The sequence below is a fragment of the Streptomyces armeniacus genome (assembly GCF_003355155.1).
In the GTDB taxonomy this organism is placed as follows: domain Bacteria; phylum Actinomycetota; class Actinomycetes; order Streptomycetales; family Streptomycetaceae; genus Streptomyces; species Streptomyces armeniacus.
In genome coordinates this window covers 1,703,314-1,722,215 of sequence record NZ_CP031320.1, presented here as the reverse complement: position 1 = coordinate 1,722,215, position 18,902 = coordinate 1,703,314, and the positions used below count along the sequence as shown (strand labels likewise).

The 18,902-nt window shown below is 73.2% G+C and carries 21 protein-coding genes; 15 read left to right on the top strand and 6 right to left on the bottom strand.

From position 1 onward, the window contains the following. Window positions 1-17: 17 nt before the first annotated feature. Entirely contained in the window at window positions 18-1,220 is a 1,203-nt protein-coding gene (locus DVA86_RS07610) for a cytochrome P450 (protein WP_208876822.1), read from the bottom strand. A 316-nt stretch (window positions 1,221-1,536) separates the two neighbouring features. Between DVA86_RS07610 and DVA86_RS07605 the strand changes: the two genes are divergently transcribed. From DVA86_RS07605 to DVA86_RS07545, 13 genes are all read left to right on the top strand, one after another. Next, window positions 1,537-1,872, top strand: coding sequence for a TcmI family type II polyketide cyclase (locus DVA86_RS07605; protein WP_208876820.1), 336 nt, complete (start codon window positions 1,537-1,539; stop codon window positions 1,870-1,872). Window positions 1,873-1,958: 86 nt separating this feature from the next. After that, a complete protein-coding gene (locus DVA86_RS07600) occupies window positions 1,959-2,450 on the top strand; it encodes a cupin domain-containing protein (protein WP_208884481.1) in 492 nt (163 codons plus the stop codon). After that, complete coding sequence (locus DVA86_RS07595) at window positions 2,447-3,712, top strand: beta-ketoacyl-[acyl-carrier-protein] synthase family protein (protein ID WP_208876819.1); 1,266 nt, start codon at window positions 2,447-2,449, stop codon at window positions 3,710-3,712. Before DVA86_RS07600 ends, DVA86_RS07595 begins: the two co-directional genes overlap by 4 nt. Beyond that, on the top strand, window positions 3,709-5,043 hold the full coding sequence (locus DVA86_RS07590; protein ID WP_208876818.1) for a ketosynthase chain-length factor: 1,335 nt from the start codon (window positions 3,709-3,711) through the stop codon (window positions 5,041-5,043). The genes DVA86_RS07595 and DVA86_RS07590 overlap by 4 nt, the downstream gene beginning before the upstream one ends. A gap of 132 nt (window positions 5,044-5,175) precedes the next feature. Further along, window positions 5,176-5,466, top strand: coding sequence for an acyl carrier protein (locus DVA86_RS07585; RefSeq protein ID WP_208876816.1), 291 nt, complete (start codon window positions 5,176-5,178; stop codon window positions 5,464-5,466). A gap of 1 nt (window position 5,467) precedes the next feature. Further along, a complete protein-coding gene (locus DVA86_RS07580; protein WP_208876814.1) occupies window positions 5,468-5,968 on the top strand; it encodes an SRPBCC family protein in 501 nt (166 codons plus the stop codon). Continuing rightward, window positions 5,965-6,771: an SDR family NAD(P)-dependent oxidoreductase gene (locus DVA86_RS07575; protein ID WP_208876813.1), complete on the top strand. Its 807-nt coding sequence runs from the start codon at window positions 5,965-5,967 to the stop codon at window positions 6,769-6,771. Before DVA86_RS07580 ends, DVA86_RS07575 begins: the two co-directional genes overlap by 4 nt. Next, the gene (locus tag DVA86_RS07570; protein ID WP_208876807.1) at window positions 6,771-7,112 is read left to right on the top strand and encodes an antibiotic biosynthesis monooxygenase family protein; all 342 of its coding nucleotides are present in this window, start codon (window positions 6,771-6,773) and stop codon (window positions 7,110-7,112) included. Before DVA86_RS07575 ends, DVA86_RS07570 begins: the two co-directional genes overlap by 1 nt. Further along, a complete protein-coding gene (locus DVA86_RS07565) occupies window positions 7,112-7,546 on the top strand; it encodes an antibiotic biosynthesis monooxygenase family protein (protein ID WP_208876806.1) in 435 nt (144 codons plus the stop codon). Before DVA86_RS07570 ends, DVA86_RS07565 begins: the two co-directional genes overlap by 1 nt. A 261-nt stretch (window positions 7,547-7,807) precedes the next feature. After that, window positions 7,808-8,227 carry an RbsD/FucU family protein gene (locus DVA86_RS07560; protein ID WP_208876804.1) on the top strand — a complete coding sequence of 140 codons (420 nt, stop codon included), beginning with the start codon at window positions 7,808-7,810 and terminating at the stop codon, window positions 8,225-8,227. 3 nt (window positions 8,228-8,230) lie between these two features. Then, complete coding sequence (locus DVA86_RS07555; protein ID WP_208876802.1) at window positions 8,231-9,883, top strand: sugar ABC transporter ATP-binding protein; 1,653 nt, start codon at window positions 8,231-8,233, stop codon at window positions 9,881-9,883. Window positions 9,884-9,959: 76 nt separating this feature from the next. Next, on the top strand, window positions 9,960-10,970 hold the full coding sequence (locus DVA86_RS07550; protein WP_208876800.1) for an ABC transporter permease: 1,011 nt from the start codon (window positions 9,960-9,962) through the stop codon (window positions 10,968-10,970). A gap of 56 nt (window positions 10,971-11,026) precedes the next feature. Then, a complete protein-coding gene (locus DVA86_RS07545; RefSeq protein ID WP_208876799.1) occupies window positions 11,027-11,992 on the top strand; it encodes an ABC transporter substrate-binding protein in 966 nt (321 codons plus the stop codon). 30 nt (window positions 11,993-12,022) lie between these two features. Here DVA86_RS07545 and DVA86_RS07540 read toward each other — a convergent pair whose 3' ends face one another. After that, window positions 12,023-13,513 (bottom strand): FG-GAP repeat domain-containing protein, encoded by a 1,491-nt coding sequence (locus tag DVA86_RS07540; protein WP_208876798.1) that lies wholly within the window; start codon window positions 13,511-13,513, stop codon window positions 12,023-12,025. 352 nt (window positions 13,514-13,865) lie between these two features. Between DVA86_RS07540 and DVA86_RS07535 the strand changes: the two genes are divergently transcribed. Further along, window positions 13,866-14,558, top strand: a complete 693-nt coding sequence (locus DVA86_RS07535; RefSeq protein WP_208876797.1) for a class I SAM-dependent methyltransferase — start codon at window positions 13,866-13,868, stop codon at window positions 14,556-14,558. Window positions 14,559-14,596: 38 nt separating this feature from the next. On the opposite strand, the gene DVA86_RS07530 is transcribed toward DVA86_RS07535, so the two are convergent. Next, entirely contained in the window at window positions 14,597-14,944 is a 348-nt protein-coding gene (locus DVA86_RS07530; protein WP_245996385.1) for an MmcQ/YjbR family DNA-binding protein, read from the bottom strand. 119 nt (window positions 14,945-15,063) lie between these two features. On the opposite strand from DVA86_RS07530, the gene DVA86_RS07525 reads away from it, so the two are divergent. After that, window positions 15,064-15,621, top strand: a complete 558-nt coding sequence (locus DVA86_RS07525) for a DinB family protein (RefSeq protein WP_208876795.1) — start codon at window positions 15,064-15,066, stop codon at window positions 15,619-15,621. Between the two features lie 91 nt (window positions 15,622-15,712). On the opposite strand, the gene DVA86_RS07520 is transcribed toward DVA86_RS07525, so the two are convergent. The 3 genes from DVA86_RS07520 to DVA86_RS07510 all read right to left on the bottom strand — a co-directional run bounded on the left by DVA86_RS07520 (window position 15,713) and on the right by DVA86_RS07510 (window position 18,604). Then, complete coding sequence (locus tag DVA86_RS07520; RefSeq protein ID WP_208876788.1) at window positions 15,713-16,864, bottom strand: RNA polymerase sigma factor; 1,152 nt, start codon at window positions 16,862-16,864, stop codon at window positions 15,713-15,715. Window positions 16,865-16,881: 17 nt separating this feature from the next. Next, on the bottom strand, window positions 16,882-17,289 hold the full coding sequence (locus DVA86_RS07515) for a YciI family protein (protein ID WP_208884479.1): 408 nt from the start codon (window positions 17,287-17,289) through the stop codon (window positions 16,882-16,884). Between the two features lie 307 nt (window positions 17,290-17,596). Beyond that, entirely contained in the window at window positions 17,597-18,604 is a 1,008-nt protein-coding gene (locus DVA86_RS07510; protein WP_208876786.1) for an FUSC family protein, read from the bottom strand. Window positions 18,605-18,902 lie beyond the last annotated feature (298 nt).

The following is an 18,902-nucleotide window of genomic DNA, read 5'->3' as shown; positions in this document are numbered from 1 at the left end:
GTCCGGGGCGCGCCGTCTCACCAGGTCAGCCGCAGCTTCTCCGGGATGCGGAAGGCGCGGCCCTGGCTCCAGTGCAGGTCCTGCTCGGGCTCGGCCAGCGCGAACGCGCCGAGTTCCCGTACGAGCGCCTCCAGGACGACCTGCAGCTCCACCCTGCCGAGATGGGCGCCGAGGCAGTGGTGGATGCCGTGCCCGAAGGCCAGATGCGGGTTGTGCTCCCGCGCGAGGTCCAGGGTGCCGGGGGCGGCGAAGACCCGTTCGTCGTGGTTCGCGGAGTTGACGCAGGGCAGCACGGCCTCCCCGGCCCGTACGGTGACGCCGCCGATGACGACGTCCTCCACGGCGATACGGATCGGCCCCACGCCGCCGCCCGCCTGCGAGAAGCGCAGCAGCTCCTCGACGGCGGCGGGGATGCGCGCGGGGTCGGCGGCCAGCTCCGCGACGGGCGGGCCGGCGAGGTTCAGTACGGCGTGGCAGATCTCGGCCGTCGTCGCGTGGTAGCCGGCGACGAGCATGGTCTGCCCGAACGCCAGCAGCTCCTCCGTGCTGAGCAGTTCGGCGCTGTCGCGCGCCGCCACCAGCTCGGAGAGCAGGTCTTCGCCCGGGTCGCGGCGCTTTCGTTCGATCAACTCGCTCAGATAGGCGCGCAGTTCGCCGACCGCGGCGCGCACTCGCTCAGCCGATCCCTGCCCGAAGGTCAGCAGCAGGTCCGTCCACTCCTGGAACAGCCCGTGGTCCTCGTCCGGGACGCCGAGCAGTTCGCAGATGACGGTGATGGGCAGCGGCCTGGCGAGCCCTTCCACCAGGTCCGCGGGCGGGCCCGCGCGGCGCATGCGGGCCACCATGCCGTCGGCCAGCTCCGCGACGTGCGGGCGCAGCTGCTCGACGGAGCGCACCGTGAAGGCGCGCGCCACCAGCTTGCGCAGCCGCGTGTGCTCCGGCGGGTCCAGGACGAACAGGGACTTCGAACCGGTGGTCACCGGCAGGATCTTCGGCGCGTCCGGCGCGGTGACGGCCGCCCGGCTGAACCGCGGGTCGCCGAACACCCGCCGTACGTCCTCGTGCCGGGTGACCAGCCAGACCGTGTGTCCGTTCGGCAACGCGGCCCGCGCGACCGGCTGTCCGGCGCGCAATTCCGCGAACTCTGCCGGCGGGCGTAACGGATCCGTGCCGGCGAAGGGGAAACGGGGAATCTCGGCGCTGTTCGACGTGCGGTCCATGAGCTCTCTCCGCTGTCTCGGACGCCCGGCCGCCGCGCGGTCCGTTGGGCGGCCGGGTCGTCTCGGGTCCCGGCGGTCCGGGAGCGACCGGGTCGTCTCGGGTCCCGGCTCGCCCCCGAGTCTTGGCAGCGCGTCTCGCGGACGCCTCACAGCGCGCTGAGGCCATGCGCCGGTCTTGAGCCGCCCGTCAGGAGGGCGGGCCACGGTGTGGCTGCGGGCGCGGTCCACCGCGCCCCGAGCCCGTTCAGAGCCGCACGGGCACCGGCCGTACGCCACAGCTCCGGCCGTACCCGACCGCCGTACAGAGAGGCAGACGATGCACCGGACCCTGATCGTGGCGCGGATGGAGCCGCGCAACGCCACCGCCGTCGCGGAGGCATTCGCCGAGTCGGACACCGGGGAGCTGCCCCGGAAGGTCGGGGTGACCCGGCGGACGCTGTTCCGCTTCCACGACCTGTACTTCCATCTCGTCGAGGCGCACGAGGACATCACGCCCGCGCTGTACCGGGCGCGCGAGGAGGAGCCGTACGTGCGGCTCAGCACCCGGCTCGCGGAGCTGGTCTCGCCGTACGACCCCGGCTGGCGCGAACCCAAGGACGCCATGGCCGAGCCGTTCTACGTCTGGACGCCGGAACGGGGGCGGGAGCGGTGAGCGGCGCGGAGCCGGTGGCGGCCCCGGAGGCCGTGGCGAGCCGGGAGGCCGTGGCGGATCCGGAGCCCGCGGCGGACCGCGGCCCCGTGGCGGACCAGGTGCGGGTGCGGGCCGACGCGGTGGTGCCCAACCGCCGCCGCGGCGGCGACATACGGGTCACGCTCAGCCCTCGTACGGTCGGCTGCGGTTCGGGGTTCGGCGGCGTGCTGTATCTGGCGCCCGGCGAGTTCGTGACGGAGCACTACCACCCGTACTCGGAGGAGTTCCTGCACGTCGTCACGGGCGAGCTGACCATCGCGCTGGACGGCCGGCCGGTGACGCTCGCGCCGGGCGACTCGCTGCTCGTACCGATCGGCGTACGGCACCGGCTGGTCAACGAGGGCGCGGACCGGGCGCACGCCGTGTTCCACCTGTCGCCGCTCGCGCCGCGGCCCGAACTGGGGCACGTGGACACGGAGGAGCCGGTGGCACCGCACGCGGCGCAGCCGCGGGTGGGGCCGGCGCCTGCCGGGGCTCCCGCCTCGGGGGCGGGGGCCGCGGCGGGTTCCGCGGAGCCGCGGCCGGAGGACACGCGGTGAGCCGCCGGGCCGTCATCACCGGTCTGGGGGTGGTCGCACCCGGCGGGGTGGGCGGCGCGGCCTTCTGGGACGTCCTCGTCTCGGGCGGTACGGCGACCCGGCTGATCTCCCTGTTCGACGCGGCCGGCTTCCGCTCCCGTATCGCCGCGGAGGTCGACTTCGACCCGTACGCACACGGCCTGACCCCGCGTCAGGTACGCCGGATGGACAGGGCGGCGCAGTTCGCGCTGGTCTCGCTGCGCGAGGCGGTCGCGGACAGCGGCCTCGACCTGGCGGACGTGCCGCCGGAGCGGCTCGGGGTCAGCCTCGGCAGCGCCGTCGGGTGCACGATGGGCCTGGAGGAGGAGTACGTGGTGCTCTCCGACGGCGGCCGGAGCGACACCCTCGACCACCGCTACGGCGTGCCCCACCTCTACGGCTACATGGCGCCGTCCACGCTCGCCTGCGAAGTCGCCTGGGAGGCGGGTGCGGAGGGGCCGGTCGCGCTGGTGTCGACGGGCTGTACGTCCGGACTGGACGCGGTCGGCCACGGCGCCCAGCTGATCGCGGAGGGCTCGGCGGACGTGGTGCTGACAGGCGCCACCGACGCGCCCCTCTCCCCCATCACAGTGGCGTGCTTCGACGCGATCAAGGCGACCTCGCGGCGGAACGACGACCCGGCGCACGCGTCCCGGCCGTTCGACGCCACACGCGACGGGTTCGTGCTCGGCGAGGGCGCCGCCGTACTGGTGCTGGAGGAACGCGAGGCCGCGCGGCGGCGGGGCGCGACCGTGTATGCCGAACTGCTCGGCTTCGCGTCGCGCAGCAACGCCTTCCACATGACCGGACTCAAGCCGGACGGACGGGAGATGGCCGAGGCGATCTCCACCGCCCTGGACCAGGCCCGGCTGGACCCCACCGCCGTCGACTACGTCAACGCACACGGCTCCGGCACCGTCCAGAACGACCGGCACGAGACCGCGGCGTTCAAGAAGGCACTGGGCGATCACGCGTACGGCGTTCCCGTAAGTTCGATCAAATCGGTGATCGGACACTCACTCGGAGCGATCGGAGCGCTCGAACTCGCCGCGTGCGCCCTGGCGTTGCGGCACCAGACGGTGCCGCCGACCGCAAACCTCGACCACCGCGACCCGGACTGCGACCTCGACTGCGTGCCGCACACGGCCCGCGAACACGCCATGTCCACGGTCCTCAGCGTCGGCAGCGGATTCGGCGGCTTCCAGAGCGCGGCGGTGCTGGGCCGGGCGGGGAGAGCGGCATGAGCGGCGCGGACGCGGGGGGCCGCGCCGGAGAGGCCGTCGCCGCCGCGGGGGGCGTACGGGCCGAAGGGACCGTACGCCGGAACGTACCCGCCGAGGCCTCCCCCTCAGCCGAACACCCCGGTGCGCGCCTGGTGTTCACGGGCCTCGGCGTCGTCGCGCCCACCGGGGTGGGCGCCGAGGAGCACTGGGCGTCGGTACTCGCGGGACGCACCGGCATCGGCAAGATCACCCGGTGCGACGCCGAGGCGTACCCGCTCCGGCTCGCGGGGCAGGTGCCCGCGTTCGACCTCGCGGCGCACGTACCGCCCCCGCTGATGCCGCAGACCGACTGGTGGACGCAGCTCGCGCTGGCCGGCGCGGCCCTCGCGCTGGCCGACGCGCGGCTGGAGCCCGCGGAACTCCCCGAGTACGAGATGGCGGTGGTCACCTCCAGCTCCTCCGGCGGAACGGCGTTCGGGCAGCGGGAGATCCACCGGCTGTGGTCGCGCGGCCCGGGCCACGTGGGCGCGTACCAGTCCATCGCCTGGTTCTACGCCGCGACCACCGGGCAGATCTCGATCCGGCACGGCATGCGCGGCCCGTGCGGCGTACTCGCCTGCGAACAGGCGGGCGGGCTCGACGCGCTCGCGCAGGCCCGCCGGCTCGCCCGCGAGGGCTCGCGGCTGGTGGTGACGGGCGGCACGGACGCGTCACTGTGCGAGTACGGCGTGATCGCCCAGCTCAGCACGCTGCCGCTGGCCCGGCGGGACGACGTACGCCGCGCCTACGTCCCGTTCGACCGCGCGGCCTGCGGCTATCTGCCCGGCGAAGGCGGCGCGATCCTCCTCGCGGAGCGGGAGGACGCGGCCCGCGAGCGCGGCGCGGACCGGCCGTACGGCGAACTGCTCGGCTACGCCTCCGGGTTCGACCCGGCACCCGGCTCCCGGCGCCCGCCGGCGCTGCACCGGGTGGCCCGCAACGCGCTGGCGAACGCGCGGCTCGAGCCGTCCGAGATCGACGTCGTGTTCGCGGACGCGATGGGCACACCGGCGGCCGATCTGGCCGAAGCGCAGGCGATCAGCGCGCTGTTCGGCCCGTACGGGGTGCCCGTGACCGCGCCGAAGACGCTGACCGGGCGGCTGTACGGCGGGGGTGCGGCGCTGGACGTCGCCACCGCGCTGCTGTCCCTGCGGGACGGCGTGGTGCCCGCGACGACGGGGCCGCGTGAGATCGGTCCCGGCTGCGAAATCGATCTCGTCACCGGGTCCCCGCGTGAACTCCCGCTGCGTACCGCCCTCGTGCTGGCCCGCGGGCACGGCGGCTTCACCTCGGCCGTGGTGCTGGGCCGTTAGCCCGCGCCGGACACCGCGACGCGATCACACGCTCAAAACGCTCAACCGCTCACCAACCGAATGCCAGACGACTGACAAGCGACAAACGACCGGCAACCGCTCAACACCGCACGACAGAAAGGAACCACGCCCATGACCACGAACCCGACGTTCTCCATGGACGAACTGCAACGGCTGCTGCTGACCGACTCCGTGGAGGGCGCCGCCGTCGACATCGCCGCCGCGGCCGACACCCCGTTCCAGGAGCTCGGCTACGACTCCCTCGCCATGCTCGAACTCGTCTGCCGGGTCGGCCGCGAGTACGGCGTCAGCCTCCCGGAGGACGCCGAGAAGGCCATGACCACACCCAACGAGGCCGTGCGCTACATCGGCCGCTCACTCGCGGACGCCCGGCTGGAGCCGGGCCTCGGAAGGACGGCCTGACATGTCGGAACGTACCGACAACGCGGTGGTCGTCGACGCCCCGCTGGACCTGGTCTGGGACATGACCAACGACCTGGAGTCGTGGACGGAGCTGTTCAGCGAGTACGCGGCCGTGGAGGTGCTCTCGCGCGACGGGGACACCGTCACGTTCCGGCTCACCCTGCACCCGGACGAGCAGGGCCGCAGCTGGAGCTGGGTGTCGGAGCGCACCTCCGACCGCCGGTCCCTGGTGGTGAACGCGCACCGGGTGGAGACGGGTGTCTTCACGTACATGCACATCCGCTGGGAGTACGCGCCGGAGCCGGGCGGCGGCGTGCGGATGCGCTGGATCCAGGAGTTCGAGATGAAGCCGGACGCGCCGCTGGACGACGCCGGCATGCGCGACCGGCTGAACCGGAACACCGCCGTGCAGCAGGCGCGGATCAAGGAACGCATCGAAGCCGCCGCACGCGGCACCGACGGCCAGAGCCCCGCGCCGGCCGGCCTCAAGGGGGAATCATGACCGGAACCCGGACCGGACCCGGAGCGGAGTCCGCGGGCCTCGCGGCCGCCGGCGGCAAGCTCCTGACCGGCGCGAAGGTGCTCGTCACCGGCGGCACCCGGGGCGTGGGCCGCGGCATCGTCAGCGTGCTCGCGGCGGCCGGTGCCGACGTCGCCACCTGCTACCGGCAGGACGCCGAGGCCGCCGCCGCGCTCGAACGCGAGCTGAAGCGGAACGGCGGCGACCACCACGTGCTCCGTGCCGACCTCGCCCAGCCCGAGGAGATCGCGCGGCTGGTGGCGGAGTGCGGCACCCGCTTCGGGCGGCTGGACGCCGTGGTGAACAACGCGGGCGCCATCAGCCACATCCCGTACGGCGAACTGCCGCTCGACGAGTGGCACCGGGTGATCGACACCAACCTCACCGCCGCCCACCTGGTCGTCCAGCACGCGCTGCCGCTGCTGCCGGAGGGCGCGTCGGTGGTGAACGTCGGCTCGAAGTCCGCCGAGGTGGGCATCCCGCTCCGGGCGCACTACACGGCGGCGAAGGCGGCGCTGGCCGGCCTGTCGCGTTCGCTGGCCAAGGAGTTGGGGCCGCGCGGCATCCGCGTCAACGTGCTCGCGCCCGGCGTCATCGAGACCGAGGCCATCGGCGCGCTGCCCGCCGAGCAGGCGGCGGCGATGCGGGAGCGGTACTCGCGGAAGACCGCGCTCGGCCGGCTCGGGGCACCCGACGAGGTGGGCGGCGCGGTGCTGTTCCTGGTCAGCGGACTGTCGCGGTATGTGACGGGTGAAGTCCTGCACGTGGACGGGGGGATCAGCTGATGTCCGTGTTCCGCGTGCTGCTGCGGATGCAGATCAAACCGGGCATGGAGGACGCGTTCGAGCGCGAGTGGAGCCGCGTCGGCGAGTCCGTCACGGCGCACCCGGCCAACCTGGGCCAGTGGCTGGCGCGCAGCTGCGAGGAGAAGGGCGTCTTCTACATCACCAGCGACTGGACGGACGAGGAGCAGTTCCGGGAGTTCGAGCGCAGCGACCGGCACGTGACGCACAGGCAGAAGCTGCACCCGTACCGCTCGGGCGGGTCGATGAGCACGATGCGGGTGGTCGCGCACCTCGACGGCTCGCAGCCGGACGGATCGCACGTGAACGGCACGGGGGTGTGATGCGTACGGATACGGGCGCGGGCACGGCTACGGGCGCGGGCACGGCTACGGGCGCGGGCGCGGAGGCGCGTCCGGACGACGCTCCGGACGGGGATGCACACGGCGCTCCGGACGCGGATGCGCACGGCGTGGCCGAGGTGCGCGTCCTCCTGCACCACTCCGCCCCCGGCCCGGCGGACGGCCGCGCGCTCCGCGCCGCGTACCGCCGGGTCAGCGCCCGGCTGGCGGCGGAGCCCGGCCTGCTCGGCAGCGAGCTGCTGCAGTCGGTCACCGACCCGGCCGTGTACGTGGTGGTCAGCCGGTGGACGGACTTCGACGCCTTCCGCCGCTGGGAGCAGGGCCCGGAGCACCGCGACGTGACGGCGCCACTGCGCCCGTACCGGGCGTCGGCGGACGAACGGGCAGGTATCTACCGCGTGGTGGACACGTACTGAGCAGGTGTTGAGCACGTACTGACGCGTACTGAGGAGGTGGTGTGCAGGGACGAGGGAGTACGCGTGCGTGGCACGAGGGCGGCGGCCTCCGCCGCCCTCCGTTCGTGCGCCGTATGGCACACTCGCGGAATCGATTTCATATCTGGGGCCACAGATCTGGCCTGCAGCGATGCGGAAGTCGTGACCCATCGCCCCCGGGCCATTGACCTGCCAGGGGGCGCACTCATAACCTCCCCGCGAATTCGATTCCAAGGAGCGGCCGTGCTCACGAACATTCACCCCTATCTCACCGGCGACCTGCTCCGGTATCTGGACGCCATGGGCCACGGCGACACCGTGGTCCTTGCCGACGCCCACTTCCCGGCCGCGCGGACCGCCACCCGGCTGCTCGACTTCCCCGGGCTGACCACGCCGGGGCTGCTCGGCGCCGTACGCACCGTGGTGCCGCTCGACGACGCTCCCGCGCTGGAGCTGATGACCTGCCCCGACGGCCGGCGCCCGGTCCAGGAGGAGTTGACGGCCGCCGCCGGCGTGCGCCCCGAGGACGTACGGGAGCTGGCGCGCGGCGACTTCTACACCGCAGCTGCCGCCGCCTTCCTCGTCGTCCGCACCGGCGAGAGCCGCCCGTACGGCAACGCGATCCTGCGCAAGGGCGTAGTGACGCAGACAGGAGGGCACTGACCCATGGCATCCGACGGTCACAGCGCCGTGACCGGCAGCGAGCGCGACGGCACCGGCCCCGACGGCACCGGCCCCGCGGACACGGGCCCCGACAGCACCGGCACCCACGGGCCCGACGCCCAGCCCCTCCTGCGCGTACGCGGCGTCACCAAGAGCTTCCCCGGGGTGCAGGCCCTCCGCGACATGCGGCTCGACCTCGCCGACGGCGAGGTCCTCGCACTCGTCGGCGAGAACGGCGCGGGCAAGTCCACGCTCATGAAGCTGCTGTCCGGCATCCACGCGCCCGACGCGGGCGAGTTCTTCCTCGACGGCCGCCCCGTACGCGCGCACACCCCGCGGCAGGCCCAGGAGCTGGGCATCAGCGTCATCCACCAGGAGTTCAACCTGATGCCCGACCTCACGGTCGCGCAGAACATCTTCATCGGCCGCGAGCCGCGCGGCCGTCTCCTGCTCAGGAACCGCGAGCTCAACTCCCGCGCCCAGGAGCTGATCGACCGCCTCGGGCTGCCGCTGGAGCCGACGCGCGTGGTCGGCACCCTGACCGTCGCGCGGCAGCAGATGGTCGAGATCGCGAAGGCGCTCTCGTACGACGCCCGCGTCCTGATCATGGACGAGCCGACCGCCGCGCTCAACGAGTCCGAGGTGGCGGCGCTCCACGAGCTCATGCGCCGCTTCGTACGCCCCGGCACCGGCGTCATCTACGTCTCGCACCGCATGGACGAGCTGAAGGCCGTCGCCGACCGCATCACCGTGATCCGCGACGGGCAGTACGTGGACACCCTCCGCACCGCCGACGCCTCCATGCAGGAGGTCATCAGCCGCATGGTCGGCCGCGAACTCGACACGGAGGCGGGCCCGGAAGACGTACGCGAGGACCGGGAGACGGTGCTCGCCGTGTCCGGGCTGTCCACCAAGCCGCTGCTGCGGGACGTCGGTCTGGAACTGAAGCGGGGCGAGATCCTGGGGCTGGCGGGCCTGATGGGCGCCGGGCGCACGGAGGTGGCGCGGGCCATCGTCGGCGCCGACCCGATGATCTCGGGGACGGTGACGCTGCACGGGCGGCCCGTACGGATCAGGAACCCCGCGGACGCCGCCGCCCACCGCATCGGCTACCTCTCCGAGGACCGCAAGCGCCTCGGGCTGCTGGTGGACCAGGACGTCAGCGCCAACATCGGGCTCAGTTCGCTCCGTTCGCGATTCCAGTCGTTCGGCTTCGTCGACGACGAGGCGGTGCGTACGAAGTCGGAGGAGCTCGTCGAGTCGCTGCGGATCAGAACGCCCTCCGTGCACCAGACGGTCAAGCACCTCTCCGGCGGCAACCAGCAGAAGGTCGCGCTCGCCAAGTGGCTGGTGAAGGACTGCGACATCCTCATCATCGACGAGCCGACGCGCGGCATCGACGTGGGCGCCAAGGAGGAGATCTACCGGCTGCTCAACGAGCTGGCCCAGGACGGCAAGTCGATCATCATGATCTCCTCGGAGCTCCCGGAGCTGCTGCGCATGTCGCACCGGGTCGTCGTGATGAGCGAGGGCCGGGTGACGGGCGAGCTGACCGCCGACGAGGCCACGCAGGAGAAGGTCATGCACTACGCGACGCTGCGCCCCGCGTCCGCGCCCGGCAGCCCGGACGAGACCGGCCCGGACGCGGCCGCCTGACCCCGGACGCGTACCCGTACGCCCCCGCCCCGGCAACCCCCTGCACTCCCCCGCATCCGCAAAGGCAGGAACCACCATGACAGCGCCCGCAGTCGCCGCGCCGCAGGACCAGCAGCAACCGGAACAGGACCGGTTGCGCGCCAGTCTGAAGGGCAAGTTCCAGCAGTTGCTGGCGTTCGGCAGCCTCGTCGCCATCGTCGTCTTCTTCTCGTTCGCCAGCCCCAACTTCCTCAACTACAGCAACATCACCTCGGTGCTGTTCTCCACCGTCGTCATCGGGACGCTGGCGCTCGGCGCGACGTTCGTCATCGTCTCCGGCGGCATCGACCTCTCCGTCGGCACCGGCATGTCGCTGTGCGCCGTCATGGCGGGCGTGTTCATCGTCAACTGGGGCATGCCCGTCGCCCTCGGCGTCCTCGCCACGCTGCTGTTCGGCGCGCTGATCGGCCTGGTCAACGGCCTGAACGTGACGGTCCTGAAGCTGCCGCCGTTCATCGCGACGCTCGCGATGATGCTCGTCGCGCAGGGCCTCGCGCTCGTGGTGTCGGACAGCGCGCCGATCTACTTCGACTCCGGTTCCGGTTACACGGACCTCTCCACCGGCAGCATCATCCCCGGCACCGACTTCCCCAACGCCGTGCTGATCCTCGCCGCCGCGGCCGTCATCGGCGGCGTCGCGCTGAACCGTACGCTGCTGGGCCGCTACACGTACTCCATCGGCAGCAACGAGGAGGCCACCGGGCTCTCGGGGATCGACGTACGCAAGTGGAAGATCGTCGTCTATGCGATCTCCGGCCTCTTCATCGGCCTCGCGGGCATCCTGATCTCCGCCCGCCTCGGCTCCGCCCAGCCCGCCACGGGCATGGGGTACGAGCTCCAGGCCATCGCCGCCGTCGTCATCGGCGGCACGTCGCTCTCGGGCGGCAAGGGCTCCATCCTCGGCACCGTGATCGGCGCGCTGATCATCTCCGTACTCAACAACGGCCTCCAGATCACCTCCGTACCGCAGGAGTGGCAGAACGTGATCCTCGGCTGCGTCATCGTCGCCGCCGTGTACGCGGACCAGGCGCGGAAGCGGACGGCCTGACCGCCGTCCGGCGACCGGGACCGGCAGGGGAATTCGAGCGAGGATTGGGACACACCATGCAGCCAAGGCGGAACGCCGCGCTGGTAGTCGCGGCTGGCATGGCGCTCGCGCTGAGCGCCTGCAGCGGCGGATCGGGAGACGGCGGCGACCAGGACAAACCGTATGTCGCCATCGTCTCCAAGGGCTTCCAGCAGCAGTTCTGGCAGGCCGTCAAGAAGGGCGCGGAGAAGGAAGCGGAACGCCAGGGCGTGACCATCAGCTTCGACGGCCCCGCCACCGAGACCGAGGTCGAGAGCCAGGTGACCATCCTGTCCAACGCGTTCGGCAAGAAGCCCGACGCGGTCGGCCTGGCCGCGCTGGACTCACGGGCGGTGGAGCCGCTGCTGAAGGACGCGCAGGACGACAAGACGCCGGTCATCGCGTTCGACTCCGGCGTCGACAGCGACATCCCGCTGACCACGGCGGCGACCGACAACAAGGCCGCCGCGGCCGAGGCCGCCAAGCACATGGCGAAGGCACTCGGCGGCAAGGGCAAGGTCGCCATGGTCGTCCACAGCCAGACCAGCGGCTCGGGCATCGACCGCCGCGACGGCTTCACGGAGTGGATGAAGAAGAACGCCCCCGGCATCAAGCTGCTGCCGGTCCAGTACGGCGGCGGCGACCAGACCAAGTCCGCCGACATCACAAAGGCGATCCTCGCCGCCAACCCGGACGTCAAGGGCGTCTACGGCTCCAACGAAGGCTCCGCGATGGGCGTCGTCCAGGGGGTCAAGGAGAGCGGCCGGGACGGCATCAAGACGGTCGGCTTCGACTCGGGCCAGGGCCAGATCAACGCCATCAACGACGGCACGATGCTGGGCGCCATCACCCAGAAGCCGGGCGCGATAGGCGAACAGGTCGTCGCGGCGGCGGTCAAGGCCATCAAGGGCGAGAAGCTGCCGAAGGTCATCGACACGGGCTACTACTGGTACGACCGCCGCAACATCGACGACCCGAAGATCCAGTCGGTGCTGTACCGCTGACGTTCTATGGGCCGGGTCTCTCCCGCGTCTTCAGTCAGGGGAGAGGCCCAGCTCCGGCAGGGAGAAGCGGCGTACGCCGTCCGTACTGAGGCCGTCCGGGCCGCCGCGGAAGTACCAGAAGCCGCCGTAGCGGTGCTGCGGGCCGGTGATGTCCTCGGCGGCGAGTACGTCCGTGTGACCGTCGCCGTCGGCGTCGAGGAGCTGGAGGCGGTCCGCGAAGTGGTCGCGTTTGCCGATATCCGATCTGAAGGCGTCGCCGGGCACCCCGGGGGTGTCCAGGCCCACGTGCTGGAACGGATGAATGCCCGGCCCGTCCCCGAGCCGCGCGACCTGGATACGCCCGCGGTTGCCGTAACTCCCGTACGGCACGGTGGACACCAGCTCGGGGCGGCCGTCGCCCGTCACGTCGCCCGCGAGGAGCGGTTCGCCGACGTCGTCGCCGGTGGTGAGGGTGGCGGTGCCGGCGCGCACGCCGTCGGGCCCGCCCCGCAGGTACGTGCGGGTCCGCTTGTCGCCCTGGCCCGGCGGCAGGATGTCGGGATAGCGGTCGCCGTCCAGGTCCGTGCCCGCGCGCGGACCCGGGCCTGAGCTCCAGGTGCCGATGTCCTCGCCGAGCCGCTCCGTCAGCCCCTTGTCGAGCACGGGCCCGTCCTCCGTACCGCGGAAGAACTTCGCGGGGACGGGCGGTTCATCGCCCTCGTACTCCTCCTCGGACGCGTTGAGCAGCAGGATGTCCGTGTCCCCGTCCCGGTCGAAGTCCGCCGCGACCGGTTCTCCGCTGAAGCTCTCGGAGGTGCCGGAGCCGCCGTCGAGGGTCTGGACGGAGGCCGGTTCGCCGGACGGTGCGAACGGGCCGTACACGACTCGGGGGAGATTGCCCGGGTCGATGAGGTCGGGGTGACCGTCGCCGTTCACGTCACCGGCCGCTTCCGCGTCGAACGGGTCCTCGGCGCGGTCGCCCGGCACGTCGACGCGTACGGGCCGCTCCCCCAGTCCCTTCGGTCCGCCGCGCAGCAGGACGGTGTGGCTGCCGCGGCGCCCGTTCCTCTCGTTGTCGGGGAGGGGCAGATACCGGTGCGCCACCACGTCCGAGTAACCGTCGCCGTCGAAGTCGGCGGCCAGAGGGCGCGCGTAGCCCTCTGCGAGGAAACCGTTGGAGTCCTTGCGTCCGCTGCCCGCCACGAGCGGCCGGCCGGTCGGGCGCAGCCCGCCGTCGCCGCCGCGGAAGACGGCGATGGGGCCGTAGCCCCGTTGCAGATCCGAGGGGGCGCTGCCGGTGACGACGAAGGCGGCGTCGGCGTGGCCGTCGCGGTCGAAGTCGGCCTGGCCGTCCGGGACTCCGAGGTCCTTACGGGGCGGGCCACCGGCGGACGGCGGCCCTCCGGCGGGTGGCGGGCCGCCGGAACCGCCCGAGTCCTCGTCCCCCTCGCCCCCGGAGCACGCCGTCACCGCCGCCAGCAGCAGCACGGCGCCGCCCACCGCGGCGCGGCGGCACGCCGTACGTGCCTTCCTGTATGTCATCGCCGCAGGGTACCGGCCGTACGGTGAGGGGGAGCAGGGTGGTGGCGGCGGGAACGGCCGGTGCCCGCGGCGGCCCCTCAGCCCCCGGACGGCGCCTCCCCTGCCCCGTTCCCGCCGCCCGTCTCCGTGGCGTACGGCGCAGTCCCCTGTGCTGCACGTACGCCGCGTCCGGACCGGGGCGCCCGACCCCCGGCGCGGGCCGCACGACCGTAACTCGGCTCGCGCGGGACGGGTCCCGGGCGCGGCGGTATAGGCGGGGGCGCGCGGTGCAGGCGGGGCGGCACAGACGGGGCGCGCGCCACGGCCCGTACGGCGCCTGCCTGTTGTGCCGCTCCCCCGGTACGGTCCGGGCATGGCAGACCGTCCCGCCGTGCACGGCTACTGGGAGGCCGACGGCGCCTCCAAGGACTTCACGCACGCCCTCGACCACGAGCTGCTGGCCGCGTACGTGCCCCGCGACGCCCGCGTCCTCGACTACGGCTGCGGCTACGGCCGGCTCACCGCGCGGCTCGCCGCCCTCGGCTACGGCGACGTGCGCGGCGTCGACCCGTCCCGCGCCATGGTCGAACGCGGCCGCCGCGAGCACCCCGCGCTGGACCTCGCCCACCAGTCCGCGCTGCCGCTCCCCCGCGCGGACGGCCACACGGACGGCTCGTACGACGCGGCGCTCCTCTTCGTCGTCCTCAACTGCGTGCCAGGGGACGCCGACCAGCGCGCGATCGTACGGGAGCTGGGCCGGCTCCTGCGGCCGGGCGGCGTGCTGTACGTCAGCGACGTGCCCGTACAGCGCGACGCGCGCAACGTCGGCCGCTACGAGCAGCACGCGGCGCACGCGCCCGAGGGCACGCCGTACGGTGTGTTCACCACACCCGACGGAGGGCTGTTCCGGCACCACCCGCCGGGGCACGTACGGGAGTTGCTGCACGCGTACGGCTTCACGGTCGAGGAGGAGCGTACGGGCACCTCCGCGACGCTCCACGGGCACACGGCCGGCCACGTGCAGACGATCGCGCGCCGCCGGAACGCCTCACGCGCCACCCCGTAACCGGCCGTCCGCGCACGTCGGTTGACGACGGGGCGCGCTCAGCGCCCGTCCGGGAGCTCCTCCGCGAGGCGCGGCGGGGCCGCCTGCTTCCAGGAGTCCACGATGATGTCCTGGAGCTCGTCCAGGTCCTCCAGCGCCGCGAGCCGTACGCGCACCCAGTGGGAGCTCGCCTCGTGCGGCGGCACCCAGAACTTCTCCGGCTCGGCGGCGATCAGCTCTCCCCGCTCCAGCTTCGGGCACCGTACGGCGAACGACGTCTCGTCGTCGGGCATCGTCACGAACATCTTCCCGGCGGCACGGAACGTGGGCATGCCCCAGGCCAGCACCTCCTTCGTCTCGGGGAGGGACAGGGCGACACGTCGCACGTCGTCGGGACCGGCAGTCATGATCGGCATTTTACGGTCCGTACGCCTCCGCCGGGGCGCGCACCCGGCGTAGGACACGGACCGTGCAGGGCGCTTCAAATCCAGTGGCGGGTACGCACCGCACGCACGACCATGTGCGCATGAGTGACGAACCCGCGCGATGGAGCCAGGCCACCCGCTACCCCGACATGTGGGCCGACCCGGACGACGACCCCCGCGAGAGCGGCGTCAGCCCGGAGGGCGAGCTTGCGACGCTGCAGGACTTCCTGTCGGGTTACCGCAAGACCCTGCTGATGAAGTGCGAGGGCCTGAGCCCGGAGCAGCTGGCCCTCCGCTCGGTTCCGCCGTCGACGATGTCGCTGCTCGGCCTGCTGCGGCACCTCGTCGAGGTGGAACGGGACTGGCAGACCTGGATCACCCACGGCGACCCGGTGCCGAAGCTGTACGGCGAGCGCGGCGCGGACTTCGACGGAGCGGTCGGCGAACAGGCCGTGGTCGACGCCGCGTACGCCGATCTGGCACGCGAACAGGCCGCGACGGACGCCCTCTTGGCCGAGCACCCGGATCTGGGCGAGCACGTGGGGCGGGAGGACATCGCGGTCCGGGAGCTGATGGTGCACGCGATCGAGGAGTACGCCCGGCACTGCGGGCACGCCGACCTGCTGCGCGAGTGTGTCGACGGGAGGGTGGGCCAGTAGCCGGGGCCCGTCACGCCGCGCACCGTCCTGCCGCGCACCGTCACGCCGTCCGCCGCGTCCTGCCGCCCGTCGCTTCACGCCGCGCGCCGCGTCAACCCTGCCGGCTGAGGTGCGCGTTGAGCCGGGCGGCCTGGCGTGTCAGGTGGTCGCGTTCGGCGAGGTTCGGCGCCTTCCGGGCCGCCTCCGCGTACAGCCGTGCCGCCGTCGCCAGGTCGCCGTCGCGCTCGTGGAGGTACGCCGCCACCGCCGTGTGGCGCGGCAGGGCGTCGTCCAGCGCCGCGAGCGCGGCCAGACCGGCGCGCGGCCCGTCGGCCTCGCCGACGGCGACCGCGCGGTTGAGCCGGACGACGGGGCTGTCGGTCAGGCGCGCCAGCTCGTCGTACCACTCCACGATCTGCACCCAGTCGGTCTCCTCGGCCGCCGGCGCGTCCGCGTGGAGCGCCGCGATGGCGGCCTGGGCCTGGAACTCGCCCAGCCGGTCGCGTACGAGCGCCGCCTGCAGGATCTCGACACCCTCGGCGATCGACGCGGTGTCCCACCGGCCGCGGTCCTGCTCGGCGAGCGGCACCAGGCTGCCGTCGGACGCCGTACGGGCGGCGCGCCGGGCGTGGTGGAGCAGCATGAGCGCGAGCAGGCCCGACACCTCGGGGTGGTCGATGGCGGCCGCGAGCTGCCGGGTGAGCCGGATGGCCTCGGCGGCGAGGTCGACGTCGCCGGAGTAGCCCTCGTTGAAGACGAGGTAGAGGACGCGCAGCACGGTGGCGACGTCGCCGGGCTGGTCGAACCGCACGCCCGAGACCGTCCGCTTGGCGCGGCTGATGCGCTGCGCCATGGTCGCCTCGGGCACGAGGTAGGCCTCGGCGATCTGGCGGGTGGTGAGCCCGCCGACGGCGCGCAGGGTGAGCGCGACCGCGGAGGACGGCGTGAGCGACGGGTGGGCGCACAGGAAGTACAGCTGGAGGGTGTCGTCCGCCGCGGGAGCCGGTCCGGGCGGCGGCTCCTCCTCGACCCGGTCCTCACGCCGGCGCCGGGCGGCCTCCGCCCGGGTCGCGTCGAGGAACCGGCGCCAGGCCACGGTGACCAGCCACCCCTTCGGGTCCCTCGGCTGCTCCTCGGGCCACACCCGTACGGCCTCGACCAGGGCGTCCTGTACGGCGTCCTCGGCCGCCGCGAAGTCGGCTCCGCGGCGGACGAGGATTCCGAGGACGCTCGGGGTGAGGCTCCGGAGGAGAACCTCGTTCATCGGAGAGGCCACTCCGGTCACTCCGTGATGGTGGGCGGCTCGGCCAGGAACGGACGCAGTTCGAGCCACTCGTGGATCGGCTCCCCGCCCGCCCCGGGCGCGGCCGACAGCTCCCCGGCCAGCTCGACGGCGCGCTCGTAGCTGTCGACGTCGATCACCATCCAGCCGGCGATCAGGTCCTTGGTCTCGGCGAACGGCCCGTCGGTGACCGGCGGGCGCCCCGGCCCGTCGTACCGCACGAACGTCCCCTCGGGGGCGAGCGCCTGCCCGTCGACGAACTCGCCGGTCTCCTCGAGCCGGTCCGCGAAGTCCCGCATGTACTGCACGTGCGCCGAGATCTCCTCGGGCGTCCACTTGTCCATCGGCACGTCGTTCGCCGGTGCCGGGGCGCCGCGGTAGTGCTTCAGCAGCAGGTACTTGGCCATGATGTTCTCCTCGGTCCTGGTGCGACCCATTGTGGTCACGTTCACCTCGGGGACGGAGCCGGCCACGGGTTCTCGACATCACCACCGAAACTTTTTCCGTCCGCGCGGCCGAGGGCGCGTGAGCAGGGCTCCTGGCCCAGCACATCCAGCCCGTCCGGCGCTTGAGGACGAATCCGGCCCGTCCCCGGGCCGCGCCCAGCACACGATGCGGTCACCGCCCACCGGCGACTGCCGCGAACCGCGGGCTGAGGGCCGTCCTCAAACGCCGGACGGGCTCGGGTGGGTGACCGCTCCGGCCCGGGTGGGGTCAGGCCGCCGGGGCGGACGTCGTCAGGGTGTGGATCGCGTGGAGTTCCGTCATCACGTCGTGCAGCGAGCGGCACCCGCGCGGGCCCGGGGGCAGTGGCGGAGCCGTGTGGCCGCGGCCGTCCTCCAGTGCGTCGGCCATCGCGGCCAGCGCCGCCGTGACCTGGTGGACCTCGGCGTCCGGCGGGCGCGGGACGCCGTATTCGAGGCGTACGGCGCACACCGTCGCCGCGTCGGCGATGCGCTCGGCCCGCGCCAGTACGGCGAGCCAGTCGTGCCGGCGCGCGCCGTACGGGCCCGGCAGTTCCGCCGCTGCCGCCTCCGCGACCGCCCGCGCCTCCGCGAGGGCGCGGTAGGCGGTGTGCCGGAGGGCGGCGCAGTGCGCGGCGGCCGGGTCCGGGGCGGCGGCGAGGTGTACGGGGCCGGGGCGTACGGGACGGGGCGGGCGGTCGAGTTCGAGCGTGTGCCGCAGATAGCGTTCGGTGGCGCGCAGCGCGACCGCGAACCGGTGCCCGACGCGTACGCGCGGATCGGACAGCCGCGGCAAGTGGCCGACGAGCAACGCTATTCCGCAGGCCAGCGCCGTGTCCACCAGCCGGGCCACGGTCACCGCGGTGTCCCCGACGGTGTGCATGAAGGACAGCACCAGCATCGTGATCACCGCGGTCAGGAGGCCGATGTGGCGCGTGGCGGCCGGGATCAGCGCGCCGCCCGCGACGACCACCGCCACCGGCCACCACGTGCCGCCGCACCACGCGGCCAGCACGGTGAACGCCAGGACGCCCACCGCCGTGCCCGCGAAGCGGTTCACGACGCGGGAGAACAGCGGGCCCATGTCGGGCTTGATCAGGAACGCGGTGGTCGTCGGCAGCCAGTACCAGTGCTCCTCGTGCAGGGCCAGCGCGAGGGCGGTGGCGGCGGCGACGCACAGCGCCACGCGCAGCCCGTACTCCCGCCCGGCAGGCCCGAGCACGCTGCGGCGCAGCGGGTACGGGCGCGGGGCGGGCACGTACGGGGCGGCGTCCGCCGGAGCCGTGCCCGTCGGTGGCCCGCCCGCCCTCGACGTCCGTGGTGAAGGCCGCGGAGCCGTCCCCCTCCAGGCCGGCGGTGAGGACGGCCCTCCCCGCGACGGCGCCGGAGCGCGCGGGGGCGGGCGGTTCCGGCGGGGGCGCAACGACGCCAAGGGACTGCGCGAACGTGTGCAGCCGCGCCGCGCCCGAGCGGCACGTAGGCGGCAGCACAGGCGAATGCGGACGTTTCGCTGGTGATGCGGGTGAGCGGGGGGCGGACTTCTGCCAAACGCCTGC